Source organism: Gemmatimonadota bacterium (assembly GCA_016720805.1).
GTDB lineage: Bacteria > Gemmatimonadota > Gemmatimonadetes > Gemmatimonadales > GWC2-71-9 > Palsa-1233.
Map to the genome: position 1 here is coordinate 58,134 of JADKJZ010000008.1, position 20,507 is coordinate 78,640.

The following is a 20,507-nucleotide window of genomic DNA, read 5'->3' on the forward strand; positions in this document are numbered from 1 at the left end:
GAGAAGCGAGAAGCGAGAAGCGAGAAGCGAAGAACGTGACACGTGAAACGTGAAACGGGCGGTACGAACGTTTCACCACTCACGTCTTACGACCTACGACTTACGACTTACGACCGTCCCCTAAACCACCATCCGCCCCAAAAACCACGGATTCACCACCCGCCACGGCGAGACGAAATCTCCCGTCACGCCGATCAGCGTATCGGCCATCCCGCGGCGGTCGAGGCGTGCCACGGCCCGGTCGAAGAGTCGTGGTGACAACATGGCGTACCCGATCAGGCGCTCGACGATCCACTTGCCGAGGAAGGCGCGGCGGCGGGCATGGCGATAGCTCGCGAGTCGCCCTGCGGTGACTGGTCCGCTCGCCCTGAGCGCCTCGTCGAGCGTCTCGGCGGCGAACGCCGCGCCGGCGAGTGCGCTGCAGACCCCTTCGCCGGTGAACGGGTCGAAGAAGTCGGCGGCGTCGCCAACGAGCAGCAGCCCATCGGCGGTGCTCCGGCGCGACGACGCGGCGAACGGTCCGGTGACCATCACCTCGCGCACGGTGCGCGCAGGATCGACACGACCGTGCACGCCGGGGAGTTGTTCGAGCTGCCGATGGAAGAAGGCGGCGGCGTCGCCGCGTGCCTGCGCCGCCAGCGCCGCGGGAACGACCAGTGCCACGTTGGCGATGCCATGGCCCAAAGGATTGAGTCCGACGTAGCCCGTCTTTCCGACATGCATTTCGGCGACGCGGCCGAGGCCGGTGACGCCCTCGACATGCGCGACGAACGCCACCCGCTTGAGCCATCCCTGCCGATGCAGCCCGGCCTGTCGGGCCACGACGCTGCGCAGGCCATCGGCGCCGACGACGCAGCGCGCCTGGACGTCGTGGCGTGCGCCCGCTGCATCCTCGAGGGTGACGGTCCGTCCATGGGCGTTCATGCCAGAGAGGACGCGCAACGTCGTCTCTTCGTGCACCGTCACCCCCGCGACGCGCGCGGCGTCGAGGAGCGTGGCGTCGAGGATGCGGCGCGGCATCGCCAGGCCGGTCGCTCGAAAGGGGGAGCCGCCGGCATCGGCGAAGCGGCCGATCAACGACGCACCGTGCGCGGCACGGACCCGCGTCCCTTCGAGCGCGGTGCCGCCGTGCGCGTCGAGCGCGTCGAGGACGCCAAGCGTCGCGAGGTGCCGCACGGTCTCGGGGGAGAGGTATTCGGAACAGGCCTTCTCGCGCGGAAAACGGGCGCGGTCGATCAGCGTCACGGCGTGGCCGGCGCGGGCGAGGTGAATCGCGGTGGCGCTTCCGGCCGGGCCTGCGCCGACGATCACCACACCGGCACGCTCAGCCACTCGACGGCCCTTCCGCGAGGAGCGCGGCAATGCGCGCGCGCAGCGCATCCGGGCACTCGGTGCCCGCGCCCAGCCGCTGCAGGCGGCTCCGGAAGGCCTGCTCGTACCGGCCGATCTGGGTGCAGTGCCGACAGCGGGTCAGGTGGCCCTGCATCCGCTCGACGCTCTCCACTGGCAACTCGCCGCGCAGGAAGGCGTCGAGTTCGGCGAGCGCGTCGGTGCAATTCAATTCCGGGTCGCTCATGGGGTCGGCTCCGTGGGGCGGATCAGTCCGCTCTCTTCCGCATAACGCCGCAACTGCCCCTGCAGGATCCGTCGGGCGCGGAAGATCCGCGACTTCACGGTCCCGAGCGGGATGCCGAGGGCCTCGGCGACTTCGGCGTAGGGCATCCCTTCCAGGTCACTCAGCACCACCACCTCGCGGAACTCCTCGGGGAGTTGGTCGAGTGCCGCCAGGACCTCGTCGTCCACCAGCTCGGCGAAGAAGCGCCCTTCGGGGTCCGGGTCGGCCAGGTCGGGCAGCTCCGGGATCGCCTCGACATCGACTGGCTGGGCCCCGCGCCGGGCGCTGCGCCAGCCGGTGATGAACTGGTTGCGGAGGATGGTCACCAGCCAGGCGCGCGCGTTGCTACCGGGGCGGAAGGAGCCCCAGGCCCGCAACGCGCGGAGCATGGTGTCCTGCACCAGATCTTCCGCGGCGGCCGGATTGGTGGTCAGCCGAAGCGCCACCCGGTAGAGGGTGTCGAGGTGGGGCAGGGCTTCGGTTTCGAAGCTGGGCGGGGGGCGCTCAGGGCATGGAAGGCTAGGTGGGTGAGCGGTGAACAGTGACCGGTGAGGGTGAGGGTGAGGGGGTGGTGCATCCCGAGCGTCGCACCCCAGACACTCCAGGTCCCGCCTGGCCGCCGCATCGCCATCACCCCTCACCCCTCACCCTGTTAAGATCGTCGCCAATGCTTTCCTCCGTCCCCGCCCTCCTGCCGCTCTCCCTGTTGGAAGCGGTCCAGAACATCGACACTCCAGCCGACGATGGACTCGGTGCGCTCCAGGATGAGCTCGCTTCGAAGCGCCTCGGCCTCTCGCCCACGGTGGCGGCGCAGGTCGCGCGGTACCGGCAGCGCGCCGTCGACGGCGAGCCGGTGCCGGCCGACGAGGTCCTCGCGGTCTTCCGGCTGGTGGGTCGCCGCCCCGATGCGGGGCTGGTGTATGCCGACGCCGGGCGGCGGGCGGCGCGCTATGCCGCCAAGGAAATCGGCCCCGGGGTGAAGGGGATGTTGGCGGTGGCCCCGGGGAAGCGGACCAAGCTGGCGATCGGGCTGCGGGCGGCGTCGAAGCTGTCGCAGCGCTGGTTGCTGGCGGACCTGCAGCCGGCCGACGGGTTGGCGCGCTGTGAACTGCTCGACTCGTTGCCGATGCAGGCGCGCGAGGATGGGGTGGCGTGTGCCTTCTACACCGCGGCGCTGGCCGAGCTGTTGCGGCTGGTGGCGGGGGTGGAGGGGGCCATGGTGCATCGCAGCTGTCGCGGTCGCGGCGACCGCAGCTGTGTCTGGCTTGCCGCAGAGGCGGGGGGATACCAATGAGCGCGTTGGACACGATCGATCGGGCGATGGTCACGTCGACCCTGGAGCGGCTCGGCGCGGACGGCTGGCTGCTGTTCGACTTTCACGGCTGCAACCCGGTGGCGCAGCGACTGCTGCCCGGCGGCGGGCTGGTCACGCGGCGGACTTTCGTCTGGATTCCGCGGCAGGGGCCGATGGTGGCGATCGTGCACAAGATCGAGATGCAGCCGTTCCTCGGCTTTCCGGGGACGGTGATCCCGTTCGCGCGGCACGCCGAGCTGCAGGCCGCGCTGGAAGGGACATTGCGGGGGAAGCGGGCGGCGATGGAGATCTCGCCGAAGGACGCCGTGCCGTATCTGGACCGGATTCCCTGGGGCGTGGTGGACCTGCTGCAGAGCCTCGGCGTGACGGTGGTGCCGAGCGCCGACTTGGTGACCCGCTTTGCGGCGACGTGGAGCGAGGCCGAGGCGGCGGAGCATATGCAGGCGGCGGAGCTGCTGCGGGAGATCGCGCTCAACGCCTTGCACGGCGCGGTGCGTCGGGCGGGGACGGGGCTGCGCGAATCGGCGCTGCAGCAGGAAGTCGTCGCGGCGATGGAGGGGGCGGGGATGTTCCTCACCACGCATCCGATCGTCGGCTTCGGGCCGAACGCCGCGAACCCGCACTACGAGCCGCGTCCCGGGGCGGACCGTGCGCTCGAGCCTGATCAGGTCGTGCTGCTCGACCTCTGGGGCGGGATGCGCGAGGGGGCGGTCTTCGCGGATCAGACGTGGATGGGCTTCTCGGGAAGTGCCGTGCCCGAGCGGGTGCAGACGGTGTGGACCACGGTGCGCGACGCCCGTGACGCGGCGATCAGCCGGATGCAGGGACTGGCGGCGTCCGGGGCGCCGGTGCAGGGGTATCTGGGCGACCAGGCGGCGCGGCAGGTGATCGAGGCGGCGGGCTTCGGCGAGTATTTCGTGCACCGGACGGGGCACTCGATCGACCGCGACCTGCACGGGTCGGGGCCCCACCTGGACGACTACGAGACGCACGACGACCGCGCGATGCTGCCCGGGACGGGCTGTTCGGTGGAGCCGGGGATCTATCTGCCGGGCGATTTCGGGGTCCGGAGCGAGATCAACCTCTATTGGGGGGCGTCGGGGATCGTGGTGACGCCGGGGGAGCGGCAGGTGGAGCTGATCGTGCCTACTTGAGATCGGTTAATCGATCATCGATGATCGATCATCGATGATCGATACGTAGATCTCAATAAGGGACGGGGCTGTTTCATTCGGTGACCTCCGTAGGCTGGTTGTTCGCAATCTGTTACGCTTGCTTGACACTCGCCCGAAGCGCGGGCATATTCATCTCATCCCGGCACTCAGTCGGGGCTTTCCGATCGTCACAGACAGAGTAGACCCCAGGAACCGCGCGGGTTTCAGGCGTGTTGACGTCACCCCCCAGGTGGCTTCGTGCGCCGCCGGTTCCCCGATCCACGACGCTCCCGTCGTGCGGCATCGGATTCACCGTCTCTCCACGCCAGTGGAGCGACGCAGTACGCGGTCCCAGCGTCGATTGGCGCCGGTGACTGGCACGAAGGAGCGGCATCTCCAGTGTTTACGCCTTCGGAGGACGGTTCAATGACTCAGAATTGTGTGAGAGCCCTCGCCCGCACAGCGCTTGCGCTTGCGGCGGTGGCATTCGGGGCAGGCGCCTCGACCCTTCACGCGCAGGGCTCGACCGGCAAGATCGACGGTCGCGTCAAGGACGCCGCGGGACAACCGCTGGCGGGTGCGCGCGTGATCATCGTCGGGACGGCCTTTACCGCGACGACCAACCAGCAGGGGTACTACTTCTTCAACAGCGTCTCGGCTGGTTCGGTGACGCTGCGGGCGACCTACATCGGCTACAAGTCGTCGCAGGTCGAGAATCTCCGCGTGCTCTCTGGCCAGACGTCCCCCCAGGACATCATCATGGAGCAGAGCGCCGTGAACGTCGGCGACATCACGGTGACGTCGGCGGCGCAGCCGCTGGTGCCGCGTGACCAGGTGGCCACCAAGCAGCTGATCGACGGCGGTTTCGTCGACAAGCTCCCGGTGGACAACGTGTCGCGCGTGCTGCAGCTGCAGCCGGGTGTGACCACCACGAACGGTGGCGGCATCTCGGTCCGCGGTTCGCGGACGGACGAGCAGAACACCTACATCGACGGCGTGCCGGTCCAGAGCGGTGTCCGCTCGGGTGGCGCGTCGGGCGGCTTCTCGGCCGGCATCAGCGTCGTCGCGGTGAACGGCTTCGAAGACGCCTCGATCACCACCGGCGCCGCGTCGGCCGAATTCGGCAACGCGCAGGGCGGTATCGTCGCCATCACCACCAAGACGGGCGGCTCGAAGTTCGCCGGCAACGTCTCGTGGGAAACGGACATGCTGGCGCCGGCCCGCTATCGCGGCGGCTTCAACATGTTCCAGGGCGGCTTCGGCGGTCCGATCAAGGGCGCGCTGACGTTCTACGTCTCCGGTCGTCTCGAAGGCTCGCAGGGCGGCAACCGCGGCTATCAGGCGTGGGAGCTGCCGACCTGGGCGCCGGTCGGGATCGACACGACGTTCACGCTGCCGAAGACCTTCGGCAACGTCCGCTCCGACTCGATTGTGGTCCCGGTCTACCAGTACGCCGTGATCTCGGGCGAGTGCGACAAGATGGACTTCGTCACCAACGCCGCGCTGCAGGCGATGCGCGACAACTACGGCCAGAGCTGCGCCTCGAACTCGTCGCGCAACGGCGGCGTGAACACGCAGTACAACGGCACCGCCAAGCTGAACTACACCTTCGGCGGCGGCTCGCGCATTTCGGCGACCTACCTCCTCTCGGGCAACCAGGCGCGCAATCGCAAGGCTGACGGCTTGACCGCCGGTTCCGAGAACTGGTCAAACGTGGCGACGCTGAACTGGAACCAGCAGCTCATCCGCGGGGCGTCGAAGTCCCTCTCGATCGACGCCTACGCGTCGTACCAGTGGAACTCGTCGTTGGCCGGCCGCATCACCGATGCGTCGGAAGCCGGCAGCCGTGATCCGGCGTTCGGCATCCTGCTCAAGAAGCTTGACTACGTCTACACGGCGGACAACTTCCCGCTCGACTCGACGTTGCTCAAGAACATCCTGAACAACAAGGTGACGAACCGTATCGGTCTCACCGACCGGATCAACACCTCGCAGTACTCCGCCCAGGGCAATTACAACCTGACTCACCAACCAAGGCGTGCCGACAGTCGACGGCATCGGCTACGGTGCCGGCGGCGGTGGCTACGACAACGCCGTCAACTACCAGATCGAGAACCGCAAGGTCTTCAAGGCCAACCTCGACTGGCAGGCCGACCGCTACAACCGGATCAAGTTCGGTGGCGAGTACACCGGCTACGACATTACCGCGTACGGTGGCGGCAACATCTCCACCTATCTCGTGAAGCCGTACCGCTACAACTTCTTCGCCGAAGACCGCATCGACCTGGGCGACGTGATCGTCGTCGGTGGTCTGCGTTATGACTACTTCCTGTCGAACGCACGCCGCTGGAAGGACTTCCCGCGCATCTCGACCGCGCCGGGCTTCACGCCCGACTCGCTCGACAACTTCCTGGTGACCGATCCGTCGCACGATTACATCTCGCCGGCGATCCAGGTGGCCTTCCCCGTCACGGAGAAGACCAACTTCCGCCTCTCGTACCGCCACCAGGCGCAGTCGCCTGACCTCGGCCTCGTCCTGCAGAACTCGCTGACCGACATCGATGCCGGCGGCGCGAACTCCCGTTCGAACTGGGGCGGCGACCTCGACTTCGGCAAGACGATCCTGTTCGAGTTCGGCGTCCGTCATGCCTTCTCGGATGACATGGTCCTCGACCTGGCCGCGTACAACAAGGACAACCTGGCCAACGCGTCGTACCAGTTCTCCTTCCCGGTCGACCCGGTTGGCGGGCAGCCGACGCGTATCTTCCAGGCCCAGAACTCCGACTTCGGCAACACCCGAGGCCTCGACCTCCGCCTCGATCGCCGCATCGGCAACTACGTGAACGGCTCGCTGTCCTATTCCTTCCAGGACACCAAGAGCACCGGCTCGGACCCGACGTCGTACCGGAACTTCTACGAGCCGCTCCCGGGCAACCGCGCGCCGCTCGCGGCCACCACGACGACCTTCTCGCGCCCGCACACGATCGCCGGCTCGTTCCAGGTCACCCTCCCGGCTGACTTCCAGCAGGGCTCGGTGCTCGGTGCCGTCCTGAAGCGCACCGGCTTCTACGCCACCTTCCGTCTCGCCTCGGGTACGCCGTACACACGGTGCGACCCGACGGACCCGGGTTCGATCGGCGTTCGGAGCGGTGGCAGCTGCGCCATCGAGCCGGCGCAGTCGTCCTTCCTTGGCGCGCGTCTCCCGGCGGCGAAGGAGTTCGACCTCCGTGTCACCAAGAACTTCCAGCTCGGCAAGTTCGACATGACCGGCTACCTCGACGGCCGCAACATCCTGAACCTGAAGGTCGTCAACTCGGTGTGGAGCACGACCGGGACGACCACGAACGGTGCCCAGCAGGATCGCGAGTGGAATGCCGACTCGCTGACCTACGCAACCTTCGGCACCCAGAACGGTTTCCGTCGGGTCTCGGATGCCGCCCTGGTCCTGCCGACGACCGACGCGGCCTGCGCCTTGTCGGGCAACGGCACGAACACCACCGGCCCCCAGTGCTTCTACTACCGGAAGTCGGAGCAGCGCTTCGGCAACGGTGACGCGATCTACACGCTCGCGGAGCAGCGCGTCGCGTCGGATAACAACCGGGCGGCAGGCAGGCACATCAGCAATTACGTGGGCGCCGGTCGGCGTCTGCGCTTCGGCCTTGAAGTGAACTTCTGACCCCGGCCGGGGGGAGCGGGCGGTCATCCGACCGTCCGCCCTCTCCGGACGACTATATCAGACGCGAGGAATCAATGCACGCACTGCGTGGTATGCAGAAGATGTTCGTCGGGGCCGCCCTGACGATGTTGGCGCTCGGCCTGGCGCCGAGCACGGCTTCGGCCGGGCCGGCACCGGGGACGAAGCAGCAGCCGTACCGTCTCTTTGCCCGCTCCACGGGATTCATTGCCACCAACCGGGTCTTCTACGGTCTTGGCACGCGTGGTGAAATCGGTGCCGACTCGTCGGGCACCGGCACCACCGCCGGCGGCAACTGGCCGCGTGGCACCCAGAACTCCTACATGTTCAACTCCGGCTTCCAGTTTGCCGGCATCATCCGCGGCACCAAGCCGGCGAATCCGTGGGGTGGCGACACCTCGGCGGCGCTGCTCTTCGACGCCTCCGGTACCCACAAGCACGGCGCCGAGGTCATGCCGATCTACAACGGCCAGAATCCGGCCGACGTCGCCATCTGGCCGGAAGTCGCCAAGGTGCCGCAGGGCGACGAAAGCGAGTTGCTCTACAGCCCGCTCCTTCGCGGCCAGGTGAACGCCTCGCAGGGTGACGTCTACTGGATCTCGTGGGACGGCGACCCGGCGTTCATCGCGCAGCGTCCGCATCCGCTCGGCATTCTGGCCGAGCACCGCGGCGTGGCGTGGAACTACCCGACGGGCAACGAAGACATCCTGTACTTCATCATCACGTACTACAACATGACCTCGCTCGACCCGGCGGCGTATGCCAGCCACCGGCCGGCGATGCGGGACCTGCTCATTGCGCAGGCGCAGAAGTTCCACGCCATGAACAACGCCAAGTTCGGCATCACGTTGCCGACGGCCGGCTACACGATCGACCAGCTGTTTGCGGCCTATGCGGCGGACCCGGACGTCGGTCCTGGCGGCGGCGGCAACTATGCCGGCGTCAACCTGCCGTTCGCGATGGGCTTTGCCTACAAGGGGCGTTCGACCGTCCGGCGCCTGGGTCTACGATCCGTCGATCTTTGCCCCGCCGTTCTTCCAGGGCATCGGCTTCGTCGGGATGAAGTACCTCAAGGGCCCCGAGGGTCCGGGCGAAATTCAGCTCTTCTCGAACACCTGTAACGGCGGCTGCTTGCCCGACCCGGGCCAGGCCAAGCAGGTGTGGCGCTACCTCGCCGGCAAGAACGACGTCAACGTCGGCGACCAGGCTTGCACGATCAATGCGCCGGAAATCAATCACGTTTGCTTCGTGTTCACGGGGACCCCGGGCGTCGACATCCGGATGTTCGAATCCGCCAAGTCGTCCTCGCTGGCCCCGGGCGCTTCCGCCTCGGTCGTCATCGCGTTCGTCCACGCGGCGCCGGTCCTGATCCCCGGCTTCGCGCCGACGACCTCCACGTCAATCACGCCGGGCATCCCGACGCTGACGGCCTCGGTCGACTCGATGACCAAGTACAACGGCGCCAACAAGGTCGACTCGATCGCCGGTTTCCTCGGCTACTCAGACCTCCCGCCGTTCGGCAACAGCGATGGCATCCCGCAGCAGGGTGAGTTCTCGGGTTCGCCCGAACTCCCTCTACGGCAAGGCGCTCGTGGCGCAGACGGTGTTCGACGCCAAGTTCCTCCTCCCGTTCTCGCCGGAGCCGCCGGAGTTCTTCCTGATCCCGGGCGACGCCCAGGTGACGATCCTGTGGAAGCCGTCGGTCTCCGAGACCACGGGTGACCCGTACTTTGCGGTCGCCGGTTCGGCCACGACGACGGGGCCTGGCGGCACCGTCGCGAACAACCTGTACGACCCGAACTACCGCCGCTTCGACGTCGAAGGCTACCGCCTCTATCGCGGCCGCCTCGACGGCCCGGGGTCGCTCAAGCTGCTGAAGCAGTGGGACTACAACAACACGACCTTCAAGGACTTCGGCGGCCTCGTCATCGAGGGCGGCAACCTCGGTGACGCGGTCAACTGCGCTCCGGAAATCGGAGTCATGACCGCCTGCCGTGCGGCGTTCACGCCGATCACGCCGGGCGTCACCTCGACGGTCTCGTTCACCTACGACCTCGTCGGTCCGCTGGTCCAGGTCAACTACGGCGGTCGCGACAAGTTGGCCACCGGCGGCGTCGTGCTGAACCCGGGCGCGGCCGACTCGGCGCTGACCCGTGACGGCTTCCCGCAGCTGTCGAACAGCGGCGTGCCGTTCGTCTACACCGACACCGACGTCCGGAACGGCGTGCGCTACTACTACGCCGTCACGGCCTTCGACGTGAACTCCCTCCGATCGGCGCCCTCCTCGCTGGAGTCGGCGAAGATTTCGAAGCAGATCGTCGTTGGCGCGCCGGCCTCGAACGTCACGAGCAGTGGCAATGTCACGATCCTTGGTCCCTTCGGCCGGGGCGCCGCTGCGCTCAACGACCCGACGGCACCGACGATCGACCCGGCGACCGGCAAGTTCAGCAAGAAGTTCCAGCCGTCGAACGCGCTCTCGATCTCCCTCGGGGCGTTCGTCACGCAGGTGCTGAAGGCCGGCGAAGTTGCGGTTCGCCTCGACTCGATCAACCTGCTGTCGTCCTCGTCGGGTGCGTCGGGCAATGCCGATGCGCTCCAGTTCTTCTCGGTGATCGGGCCGACGGGTACCACCAAGATTTCCATTCCCGTCTCGATTGACCAGGCGAGCTACACCGAGCGTACCGTCACCGGTTCGTTCCTCGCGCTCGAGGCAGATCCCGACCTGGCCGGCGAATACGGCGGCGGCGCCGGGTACAACATCCCGGGCGGTTACACCCTGCACACGCAGGCGGGCTATATGACTGGCGTGAAGGGCCGTGGCTGCGTGAACGGTTCCGCCTCGACGGTCTTCGGCACCGGCCGTCAGTGCGACTACAACGGGCCACGCTGGTTCATCGGGGACAACGAGACCAAGTCCAACCCGAACAGCGCCAACCCGGGCAATTTCAACTTCGGGAATGCCGTCACGCAGGCCCACCTCAACAACGTTGGTGAGCTCGCGGGCGTGGCGAACATGTACATGCCACTCGAGTATGAGAACATCACCTCGGCGCACCGTGACATCGCGAACTCGCTGTCGCCGTTCCAGACTGCCGCGGATGTCCGCGTCTACTGGGGTGCCGCCGGCAAGATCGACTCGGTCATTGACCTGACGCACAACGTGGTGGTGCCGTTCTCCACGAACATTGGCGCCTCCTGGGGCATCTTGAACTCTGGCGTCACCGGGCACGACAACCGCCCGGAGCACAGCTTCACGGACTTCGGCTGCGTCATGCCGCTGAAGCCGACCGCCGCCTGGCAGGCCAACGCGCCGTGCACCGGCGCCACGGTCCAGCTGGTCAACACGGCGATTCCCGGTCCGGTGGTCATCGCGACCGGCGCGAGCCCGACGTTCACCACGCTCCGCACCGCCACGGCGCAGCCCAACGCCGGATTCGGTCTCTACCTCAAGGGCCACATGTACACGGTGGAACTTGCGGGCGGTGCGCTCCCGGCGTCCGGCACGCAGTGGACGGTCCGCGACTACATCGGCGGCGTCCGCGGCGGCAACGGCAATGCCGGCCAGTACGGTAATTACGCCTTCACCTCCGCGGCCTTCCGCCCCTTCACGGCGGTTGGTGCCTCGATGAAGTTCCAGTTCACCGTGACCAACTCGGTCGACGCGGTGACGGATGAGGCGCTGGCCAAGGTGCACACCGTTCCAGATCCGTACTATGTGACCTCCGCGTTCGACCGTCAGGTCGTCTCGAAGGTGATCAATTTCGTGAACGTGCCGACCGGCGCCCGGATTCGCATCTACACCACCAGTGGCATCCTGGTGCGGATCCTTGACGCCGCTGCGGATGCCCAGACCGGCACCGTGACGTGGGACGTGCGAAACCGCTCCAACCAGTTCGTGGCCTCGGGTGTGTACTTCTATCACATCGAAGCTGAAGGGAAGAGCAGGGTTGGCCGGTTGACGGTCGTCAACTTCGCCCAGTAGCGGTCGCCCGTAGGAACCACTGCCCGTCACGGGCAACCGATTCACTCGAGGTGTGGTGGCCAGCTCAGGCCGGCCACCGCACCACAGGAGACGAGACCAGATGATCCGGCATTCCGTCGCACGCGTTGTTGCCCTCACCCTGTTGGCTGCCACCCCCGCCGTTGTCGGGGCCCAGTCGACCGCGGTCAAGCGCGACAACACCGGCTACGGCACCACGGCCGCCGAGTTCCTCCTCATCGGAGCGAACGCACGCGGTATGGCACTCGGCGGCGGCTACCTGCCGCTGGCGACTGACCTTGGTGCCTTGTACGCCAACCCGGGTGCCCTCGCGCTGCTCAAGCGCGCTGGCGTCCAGGGATCGCAGTTGAACTATGTCGCCGACACCAAGCTGAACTGGGGCGGCGTCGCCACCCCGTACGGCGGCGGCTCGGGCGCCATCGGCTTCTCGATCGGGAGCTTCGGCTTCTCCGACCAGCCGGTGTACACCCCGCAGCAGCCGAACGGCACCGGCGAGTTCTACAGCGTCTCCGAGACCTACGCGGCCATGACCGTCGCGAAGAACTTCTCGGACCGCTTCTCCGTCGGCATCACCGCCAAGGGGGTCTTTGACCGCCTCGGTCAGGTGAGCGGCAACGCGTTCGCCGTCGACTTCGGCACGCACTTCCACTCGCAGCTCGCCGGCAAGCCGATTCGCTTCGCCTTCGCGCTGACCAACCTCGGCACCAACCTCACGTACAAGGGCGACCCGTTGAAGGTCACCTCGGTGCGCGACACCCTCCCGGGTGACGGTGACGTTCCGAGTGGTCCGGTGGCGTCGACGCGGCTGACCTCGCCGTTCTCGTTGCCGACCAAGTTCGCCGTCGGCTTGGCCTACGATTTCATCTCGACCTCGGACGCGCGCCTCACGGTGACGTCGGAGTTCAACCAGATGCGGTCGAACAAGGCCTCGTTCTCGGCCGGTGGCGAGTTTGCCGCCGAGCGGGTCGGTGGCTCGCCGTTCGGGGTCGCAGTCCGCGGCTCCTACACGTCGAACCCGTCGCTGGCCTATTCCTCGGCTGGCGTCGCCTTCGAGAAGCAGACCGATGACAAGTCGGCCGGTCTGGCGCTCGGTGGCGGTGTGTCGCTGGCCTCGCGCGGCGGCTTCGCGCTCGGCTTCGACTACGCCTGGAAGAAGATGGGCGCCCTGGGCGACGTCTCCTTCTTCACCGTTTCGTTGGGCTGGTAATCATGCGGCTCGAGCTCGTTCGGCAGGCTGACCTTTCCGGCGCCCTGGGGGTGGCACGGTGTTGAACGCCGTCGTCATGCTCGCGGCGCTGGCTGCCGGTGGAAGCGCCTCACAGCGCGACCAGGGGCTCGAGCTGGGAGTGACCCGATTCTTCCTCCCGGCCTCGGGGGAGACGCAAGTCCTCACCCAGGCCGGGGTGCCGTACCTCTTTGCGTCCGCGATCGGCTCGGGCGCCGACGCCCACGTCACCTACACGGTGACGGTCAAGGTGGTCGATGATCGCGGCACGGTACTGACCAGCGAGTCGTTCCAGCGGAGCGCGCCAGCGATGGCGCGGATCCCCGGCGCCGCTGGAGTGGAAAATTTCCGGTTCCTGCTCAAGCCCGGCACGTTCGTGATGCATGTGTCGGCCCGGGACTCGTTGACCGGGAAGACGATTGCCGATTCCGTGCGACTCGAGGCCTACGCCTCGGCGCCCACGGCGTCGGATCTGATGCTCGCGAACGAGATGCGACAAATGCCGGCAGGTGACACGACCTCGATGCCTGGGGAAGTCGCACGCGGCAATTACCGGATTCGCACCGCCCCGATGCTCCGGGTGGACATCGTCAACTCGAACATGGCGTACATGCTCGAGGCCTATTCCGCCACGGAGACCCACGGCGAACTTCGCCTGGCAATCCGGAAGCGGGATGGCACGACGGTGGCCGATCTTCCCCCGACGCGTCAGACCATTCCCGCCGGTGGCGGGCTGTTCAAGGGGCAGTTCTCGGTCGAAGGGTTGCCGGACGGCGACTACCTGATGCATGCCACCCTCGCGGTGGCCGGCAAGACGGTAACGATGCAGACGCCGTTCGTCGTCTCGCCCGCCGAGGAGGCCTTGAAGCGCAGCGTGGCGATCAGTCAGGCGAATCGTGGCACCGACGAGGGCTACTTCAATGCCCTCCCGGATGATTCGCTCGACGCGGCCGCCGAGGTCCTGTTCCTGACCGGCGCCCCGTCTCGCGAGCTGAACGTCTACAAGCAGGATATGTCGATGGCCGCGAAGCGTCGCTTCCTGATCGATTTCTGGTCGAGTCGCGACAAGAACAAGGCCACCGTGAACAATGAAGACCGCATCGCCTTCTACCAGGCCGTCGCCAACGTCAACCAGAAGTATGGCGAGCGCGGGCGGGTGGGTTGGAAGACCGATCGTGGTCGTGTTGCAGTGAAGTTCGGATCGCCGCCCAGTGAAATCCTGGCGCGACCGTCCGATGGCCGGGCGCCGCCGTATGAAGTGTGGCGCTACACGGTTGGCAAGCCGATCTGGTTCATTTTTGCCGACCGAGGCAACCAGGGCAACTTCATTCTGTTGAAGTCGAACGAGTTCCGGGAACCGGGATCCGCAGCCAACTGGCTGGAAATCCTGACTCCCGAAGTTGCCGACGAGATTGGCCGCTGGCTTGGCGTCAACCTCTCGAATGTGCCCTGAGTCTGGGCGCCACCATGTTCACCGATGAGTGCCCGAAGCACTCCGCTCTCTCCTGAGGAGTTTGACTATGAAGAAGATGGTTCGTGGGGCGATCGCCATCCTCGCGCTCTCGGGTCTGTCAGGATGCGTTGACGACCCCCTTCTCGACCTGAATACCGAACCCGTCGAAGTGCGGGCCAACCCGATCGTGCTGAACGTGAAGCAGGGGGACTCGTCGGCCGTGCTGCTCCGACTGATCAACCCGCTGAACAACGGCGTGCGGACGAGCTTCACGATCTCGGGCGCCGGGGCTGGCATCGCCGTCCACTACGATCCCCTCTACCGCCCCGAATATGTTGACGGCTCGGATACGCTGATTGTGCCGCTCGACAAGTCGCAACAGCGCTACTTCGTCCTCGGCGTGACGCCGGGTGAGTACACCTACACTGCGACGGCGGGCGGCCTCTCGGGGACCTTCAAGGTCCGCGTCGAACCGACCAACCTCGGCGCGGCCCTCTCGCGCACGACCGGCGTCGCCGGCGACGAGGTCACCATCACGGCGCCGAATGCCACCCGCTTCACCCAGACTGCCACGGTGACCTTCGCGACCGGTTCCAACGCGATCTCCTCGCGCTCGGCTGACGGCAAGACGATCAAGGTCCTGGTCGGCCCCGGCGTGACCGGTGCCGCGACGGTCGCTGGCGTCACGATGGATTACCTGACGGCAGCGGGCAACCTGACGCTTGCCTCGACCAACACGATGACCACCCCGGCGCTCCTGGCGGCCCCGACCACGTTGTCATCCGCCACGCCGAACATCGGCGCGCCGGTCACCGTCACGCTGGGCGGCTCAGTCCGCTTCCGCCGCGATGGCAAGGTCTTGATTGGCGGCGTGGAGGCCGGGATCACCGCTCTCAGCGCCGACTCTTCGACCGCGACGATCGTCCCTGCCTTGGGTTCGAGTGGCGATGTGACCTACACGGGAGTCGCCCTCTCATTCTTGAGCTCGGTCGCGCTCGCCCTGCCATCTGACGGCAAGACGATCGTTCCGACGGCCACATTCGGCGGCCCGACCTATGCCGGCGCGGATGCCTTTGCGACGGCTCCGACGGTCGTCTTGCCGACCGTGATCGGGCAGAGCCTGGTGACCACCGACAACGGCTCGACCTGGGGCACGCCGTCGCAGTGCACCGCCCTCGGTCTGGACAACTGCCGCATCTACAAGATCGTTGTGCCGGCCGGCCAGACGTTCGACGTGCTCGGTCGCTGGAACTCCGATGCGGACATGGGCATTGTGCGGTTCACCTCGACATTCACTGGCGCCTATGTCGCTGACAATTTGGGCCAGGACGCCAGCCGGTCGGAGCATGGCGCCCTGACCAACCTGACCGCCGGGACGTACTACATCGGTACGGGTTGGTTCGATTACGGCACTCCGCCGCTGCCGTCGATCGTCCAGCTGATCATCAAGCGGACGAACTAGGCGGACGATCACCAAAGACAGTAGGAATCGCCCCCGTCCGGGACATCGGACGGGGGCGATTTCGTTGGGGGGAGGAGCGATACCCGGCGCCGTCATCCCGAGCGGAGCGAGGGACCTGCGTGATAGCGAATGGGCCAAGGCCTGGCCCATCCCTGACTACGCAGGTCCCTCGCTCCGCTCGGGATGACACCAATCGCAGCCCGTTCGCCGTTCGCTATTCGCCGTTCGCGGTCACCCCTGCTGCTTCAACGCCGCCAACGCCTCCGCCAGGTTCTCCCCGCCGCGCCACTGCATCTGGAAGAGCCGCGCGTAGATGCCGCCGCGCCGCAGCAGCTCGGCGTGCGTCCCTTCCTCGACGATCTTGCCGGCGTCCAGCACGACCAGCCGGTCGGCGCGCTGCACCGTGCTGAGCCGGTGGGCGATGATCAGCGTGGTGCGCCCCACCAGTAGCCGTTCAAGCGCCATCTCGACCAACCGCTCGCTCTCGTTGTCCAGCGAGGACGTCGCCTCGTCGAGCACCAGCACCGCCGGGTCCTTGAGCACGGCCCGCGCGATCGCAATTCGCTGCCGCTGGCCGCCAGAGAGCTTGACGCCCCGTTCGCCGACCACGGTGTCGTATTGCTCGGGCAGGTTCACGATGAATTCGTGGGCATTGGCCACCTGGGCCGCCGCCACAACGTCTTCTGCCGAGGCGTCGGGGCGGGCATAGGCAATGTTCTCGCGCACGGTGCCGCTGAAGAGCGCCGGCTCCTGCGGGACGATGCCGATGGCGTGGCGGAGGTCGGCGAGCGTGAGGTCGCGAATGTCGATCCCGTCGAGACGGATCGCACCGCCGTCGACGTCCCAGAAGCGGGGCAGCAGCGATGCCAAAGTGGTCTTGCCGGCGCCTGAGGGGCCCACCACCGCCACGACCTCGCCCGGGGCAATGCGCAACGTCAGGCCCTGGATGGTCGGCTCTGCCGCGTCCGCCCTGTAGGCAAAGGTGACGTCGTCGAAGGTCACCGCCCCGCGCACCGGGTGGGGCAGCGGGACAGGGATCGGCGGGTCGGCCACCGGCGAGACGGTCTCGAGCAGCTCGAAGACCCGCTGCGCCGCACCCACGGCCTCCTGGTACGCCGAGAAGAAGGTCGCGAGCGCGCCAAAAGCGGCCGCGATGCTCACGGTGTAGAGGAGGAAGGAGACCATCTGGCCAGGGGTGAGCTGGCCCGAGAGAACCAGCCGCCCGCCCATCCAGAGTACCGCCGTCACCGCGGAGAAGGTGGTGAAGGTGATCACGCCGAAGAAGGTGGCGCGCACCCGCGCACGGTGCAGGGACGCCGTCACCACCCGCCCGACGCGCGTGGCGAAGCGCTCGCGCTCGTACGGCTCCTGCGCAAATCCCTGCACCACCCTGATCTGACCGAACGCCTCCTCGGCGAGTGCGGTCGAGTCGGCCAGCTGGTCTTGCACCGACGTGGTGATCGACTTGAGCCGCTTGCCGAAGATCAGCGCCGAGAGGGCCACGATCGGCACCACGCCGACAGCGGTCAGCATCAGCTTCGGCTGCATCCAGGTGAGGATGACCACGCCACCGACCAGTGCCAGCAGCTGCCTGGTGAAGTCGGCGAGCTGGTGCGAGAGAATTCCCTGCAGCAGACCGATGTCGACGGTGAGTCGCGAGGTCAGCTCGCCGGTGCGTCGGTCGGCGAAGAAGCCGGGCGGCATCTCCAGCAGCTTGCCGAAGAGCTCACGGCGCAGGCCGGCCACGGCGCGTTCACCGGTGGCCGAGAGGAAGTAGGTCTGGATGTAGTTGAGGACGGCGGTGGTCGCGAAGATGGCGAGGAGGCCGAGGGCGATCTGATCAAGCAGGTGGCGATCGTGGCGCTCGAACGCGGCGTCGAGGAGGTAGCGGACCACCAGCGGGAAGGAGAGCGCCAGACACGACGACAGCAACAGTGTGACCCCTGCGATCAGCAATCCGCGCCGATACGGCCGCACCCTCGGCCAGAGCCGGAGGAGCGGCTTGGGCGATGGGGGGCCCTTCCGCGGGGCGCTCAGCTCAGTGGTCGGTGTGGGCGCCGGACGCCGCGGGCGGCATCGGGAGTCAGTGGCGTGGCGCTGCCGAGCTGGATCTCCTGCGCCTGAATCGCGCGGTGGCCGAACGGCACCCAGCGATCGACGGCCATGGCGACGAAGAGCAGCGCCAGGTAGGAGAGCGAATACTTGTAGAGGCGCCAGGTCGTCGGGGTGACCCCCTCTTCCTTGGCGATCACCCAGCAGAGCTGGAGGAAGCGGGCGCCGAGCAGGGTGGCGGCCACGCCGTAGAAGAGCCCCTGGATGCCCACCACGGCCGGCATCAGCGTGAAGGGGATCAGCATCAGGGTGTAGAGCAGCATCTGCCGCTTCGTCTCGGGGACGCCGTGCACGTTCGGCATCATCGGGATCCCGGCGTTGCCGTAGTCGCGCTGCTTGTTGAGGGCCAGCGCCCAGAAATGCGGCGGGGTCCAGTAGAAGACGATCGCGAAGAGGTAGAGCGCGCCGAGGTCCACCGACCCGGTCATCGCGGCCCAGCCGACCAACGGCGGGAAGGCGCCGGCGGCCCCACCGATCACGATGTTCTGCGGCGACGAGCGCTTGAGCCACACCGTGTAGATGAAGACGTAGAAGAGCAGGCCGGCGAGCGCGAGCCAGGCCGAGAGCGGATTGACGAAGGTCCAGAAGAGCGTGAAGGCGACGGCGCCGAGGGTGATGCCGAAGAGGAGGGCGGCGTTGGCCGGCATCCGACCGGACGGGACCGGGCGCAGCTTGGTCCGCGTCATCCGGTCGTCGATGTCCCGATCGAACCACATGTTGATCGCGTTGGCGCCGCCGGCCATCAGGTACCCCGCCAGCGTGACCCAGCCGATCAGCGCCCAGCCCGGCATGCCGGCGGGGGTGATGAACATCGGGGCGATGGTGGTGACCAGCAGCAGCGAGATGATCCGCGGCTTGGTCAGGGTGACGAGGTCCGCCAGCAGGGAGGGCTGGGGCAGGGCCACGGCGTTGGGGGCAGCGTCAGTCATGGATCTATTGTTCCTCACGGTCGTCGCCCCTAGGCGCGACGGCCTCATGGTGTCAGTTTTCCAACCGGGCAATCTACCCCGCCGTCGGACCCCCCTCAAGGAATTCCCCCATGGACGAGCGCCTGCCGCGTCATCTTGGCCTCTGGAGTGCCGCCGCCGTCCTGGTGGGGACGACGATCGGGAGCGGGATCTTCCGCGTGCCGCGGGAAGTCGCGGCCGCCCTGGGCGATCCGAAGGCGATGCTGCTGATCTGGGTCGTGGGTGGCATCGTCACCCTGACGGGGGCGCTGACGATCGCCGAACTGGCAGCGGCCTACCCGCGCTCGGGGGGGATCTTTGCCTACATCCTCGAGGCCTTCGGGCCGTTGCCGGCCTTCCTCTACGGCTGGGCCGAGTTGACGGTGATCCGCGCGGCGGCGATCGGCGGGATCTCGCTGGTCTTCGCCACCTACCTGGGGGAGTTCTTCCCGCTGGATGACCGCCAGGAGCGCTGGGTGGCCTCCGGGGTCATTCTGCTGATCGCCTTGCTCAACTATCTGGGGGTGGGGCTGGCGTCGCTCCTGATGAACGTCACCACCATCCTCAAGTACGGCGCGATGCTCGGGCTGGGGCTGTTCGCCTTCACGGTGGGTGGCGGGACGGTGGCCAACTTCGTGACCCCCTCCCCGGCCGCCACGGTGACCCTCTCCACCATGCTGACGGCGCTGGTCCCGATCATGTGGACCTACGATGGCTGGTCCAACCTCTCCTTCATCGGCGGCGAGGTAAAGGAGCCAGGGCGGAACCTCCCGAGGGCGCTGATCCTCGGCACGGTGGCGATCGTGGCGATCTATCTCTTCGTGAACGCGGCCTACCTCTACATGATCCCGGCTGCCGAGATGGCCACGATCCAGCGAGTGGCGTCCGAGACGGCCTCCCGGATTGCGCTCTTTGGGGGGGCCGGGGCGGCGATCATCTCCGGGGTGGTGATGATCTCGTGCTTCGGCTCGGTCAATGGCTCGGTGATGACCGGCCCGCGGATCTTCTTCGCGATGAGCGAGCAGAAGCTGATCTTCCCGGTGATTGCCCGGGTCTCGCCCCGCTTCCAGACCCCCTCGGTGGCGATCTGGCTGACGGCGGCGCTTGGCGTCACCTATGTCATGCAGAACTCGTTTGCCGAACTGGCCGACCGCTTCGTGCTGGGGTCGTGGCCGTTCTACGCGATGGCGGTGGCGGGGGTCTTCGTGCTCCGGAAGCGGAGCCCGGACGTGGAGCGGCCCTACCGGACCCTGGGCTACCCGCTGACCCCGGCGATCTTCCTGCTGGCCTCGCTCGGGATGGTGGCCAACGCGCTGCTGTCGAATCCGGCCCAGAATGGGGTGACCTTCGGGATCATATTGGTGGGGGTGCCGGTGTATTTCGTGTGGCGGCGGTTTGGGGGGCCAGGGAGGGCGTGAGTGGTGGGGGGGGCCCCCTCCCCTCCCCCTCCACCTCTGTCATTCCCCTGCCTGACCCGTGACCCCCCTTGGGGGCGTTGCTTGCGCGACCTCCGATCGGGAACGACATTTC

14 protein-coding genes are annotated in these 20,507 nt (G+C 67.2%); 9 read left to right on the forward strand and 5 right to left on the reverse strand.

Annotated features, from left to right (window positions below; genetic code table 11):
- Positions 1 to 120 precede the first annotated feature (120 nt).
- Genes IPP98_08365 through IPP98_08375 form a run of 3 tightly spaced genes read right to left on the reverse strand, consistent with a single transcriptional unit; the run spans position 121 to position 2,157 of the window.
- On the reverse strand, positions 121 to 1,332 hold the full coding sequence (locus IPP98_08365) for an FAD-dependent monooxygenase (protein ID MBL0179121.1): 1,212 nt from the start codon (positions 1,330 to 1,332) through the stop codon (positions 121 to 123).
- On the reverse strand, positions 1,325 to 1,576 hold the full coding sequence (locus IPP98_08370) for a zf-HC2 domain-containing protein (GenBank protein ID MBL0179122.1): 252 nt from the start codon (positions 1,574 to 1,576) through the stop codon (positions 1,325 to 1,327). The genes IPP98_08365 and IPP98_08370 overlap by 8 nt, the downstream gene beginning before the upstream one ends.
- On the reverse strand, positions 1,573 to 2,157 hold the full coding sequence (locus tag IPP98_08375) for a sigma-70 family RNA polymerase sigma factor (GenBank protein MBL0179123.1): 585 nt from the start codon (positions 2,155 to 2,157) through the stop codon (positions 1,573 to 1,575). Before IPP98_08375 ends, IPP98_08370 begins: the two co-directional genes overlap by 4 nt.
- A 125-nt stretch (positions 2,158 to 2,282) precedes the next feature.
- On the opposite strand from IPP98_08375, the gene IPP98_08380 reads away from it, so the two are divergent.
- The 8 genes from IPP98_08380 to IPP98_08415 all read left to right on the forward strand — a co-directional run bounded on the left by IPP98_08380 (position 2,283) and on the right by IPP98_08415 (position 15,918).
- Positions 2,283 to 2,909, forward strand: coding sequence for a hypothetical protein (locus IPP98_08380; protein MBL0179124.1), 627 nt, complete (start codon positions 2,283 to 2,285; stop codon positions 2,907 to 2,909).
- Complete coding sequence (locus IPP98_08385) at positions 2,906 to 4,084, forward strand: aminopeptidase P family protein (protein ID MBL0179125.1); 1,179 nt, start codon at positions 2,906 to 2,908, stop codon at positions 4,082 to 4,084. The genes IPP98_08380 and IPP98_08385 overlap by 4 nt, the downstream gene beginning before the upstream one ends.
- Positions 4,085 to 4,564: 480 nt before the next feature.
- Positions 4,565 to 6,406, forward strand: a complete 1,842-nt coding sequence (locus IPP98_08390; protein MBL0179126.1) for a carboxypeptidase regulatory-like domain-containing protein — start codon at positions 4,565 to 4,567, stop codon at positions 6,404 to 6,406.
- 1,428 nt (positions 6,407 to 7,834) lie between these two features.
- Entirely contained in the window at positions 7,835 to 8,899 is a 1,065-nt protein-coding gene (locus IPP98_08395) for a hypothetical protein (protein ID MBL0179127.1), read from the forward strand.
- Positions 8,900 to 9,324: 425 nt separating this feature from the next.
- Positions 9,325 to 11,760, forward strand: a complete 2,436-nt coding sequence (locus IPP98_08400) for a hypothetical protein (GenBank protein ID MBL0179128.1) — start codon at positions 9,325 to 9,327, stop codon at positions 11,758 to 11,760.
- 100 nt (positions 11,761 to 11,860) lie between these two features.
- Entirely contained in the window at positions 11,861 to 12,985 is a 1,125-nt protein-coding gene (locus IPP98_08405) for a PorV/PorQ family protein (GenBank protein ID MBL0179129.1), read from the forward strand.
- Positions 12,986 to 13,046: 61 nt separating this feature from the next.
- Positions 13,047 to 14,456: a GWxTD domain-containing protein gene (locus tag IPP98_08410; GenBank protein MBL0179130.1), complete on the forward strand. Its 1,410-nt coding sequence runs from the start codon at positions 13,047 to 13,049 to the stop codon at positions 14,454 to 14,456.
- A gap of 67 nt (positions 14,457 to 14,523) precedes the next feature.
- Positions 14,524 to 15,918 carry a hypothetical protein gene (locus IPP98_08415; protein MBL0179131.1) on the forward strand — a complete coding sequence of 465 codons (1,395 nt, stop codon included), beginning with the start codon at positions 14,524 to 14,526 and terminating at the stop codon, positions 15,916 to 15,918.
- Between the two features lie 231 nt (positions 15,919 to 16,149).
- Here the strand turns inward: IPP98_08415 and IPP98_08420 are convergent, their stop codons facing one another.
- Both IPP98_08420 and IPP98_08425 read right to left on the reverse strand, forming a co-directional pair.
- Positions 16,150 to 17,955: an ATP-binding cassette domain-containing protein gene (locus tag IPP98_08420; protein MBL0179132.1), complete on the reverse strand. Its 1,806-nt coding sequence runs from the start codon at positions 17,953 to 17,955 to the stop codon at positions 16,150 to 16,152.
- Complete coding sequence (locus IPP98_08425; GenBank protein MBL0179133.1) at positions 17,952 to 18,959, reverse strand: protoheme IX farnesyltransferase; 1,008 nt, start codon at positions 18,957 to 18,959, stop codon at positions 17,952 to 17,954. The genes IPP98_08420 and IPP98_08425 overlap by 4 nt, the downstream gene beginning before the upstream one ends.
- 110 nt (positions 18,960 to 19,069) lie before the next feature.
- Here IPP98_08425 and IPP98_08430 point away from each other — a divergent pair, with 110 nt between their 5' ends.
- On the forward strand, positions 19,070 to 20,395 hold the full coding sequence (locus IPP98_08430; GenBank protein ID MBL0179134.1) for an amino acid permease: 1,326 nt from the start codon (positions 19,070 to 19,072) through the stop codon (positions 20,393 to 20,395).
- Positions 20,396 to 20,507: the final 112 nt, after the last annotated feature.

Coding starts and splice junctions, on each gene's coding strand:
- IPP98_08405 (MBL0179129.1), top strand. CDS start 11,861: ATGATCCGGCATTCCGTCGCACGCGTTGTTGCCCTCACCCTGTTGGCT.
- IPP98_08395 (MBL0179127.1), top strand. CDS start 7,835: ATGCACGCACTGCGTGGTATGCAGAAGATGTTCGTCGGGGCCGCCCTG.
- IPP98_08425 (MBL0179133.1), bottom strand. CDS start 18,959: ATGACTGACGCTGCCCCCAACGCCGTGGCCCTGCCCCAGCCCTCCCTG.
- IPP98_08385 (MBL0179125.1), top strand. CDS start 2,906: ATGAGCGCGTTGGACACGATCGATCGGGCGATGGTCACGTCGACCCTG.
- IPP98_08430 (MBL0179134.1), top strand. CDS start 19,070: ATGGACGAGCGCCTGCCGCGTCATCTTGGCCTCTGGAGTGCCGCCGCC.
- IPP98_08370 (MBL0179122.1), bottom strand. CDS start 1,576: ATGAGCGACCCGGAATTGAATTGCACCGACGCGCTCGCCGAACTCGAC.
- IPP98_08415 (MBL0179131.1), top strand. CDS start 14,524: ATGAAGAAGATGGTTCGTGGGGCGATCGCCATCCTCGCGCTCTCGGGT.
- IPP98_08380 (MBL0179124.1), top strand. CDS start 2,283: ATGCTTTCCTCCGTCCCCGCCCTCCTGCCGCTCTCCCTGTTGGAAGCG.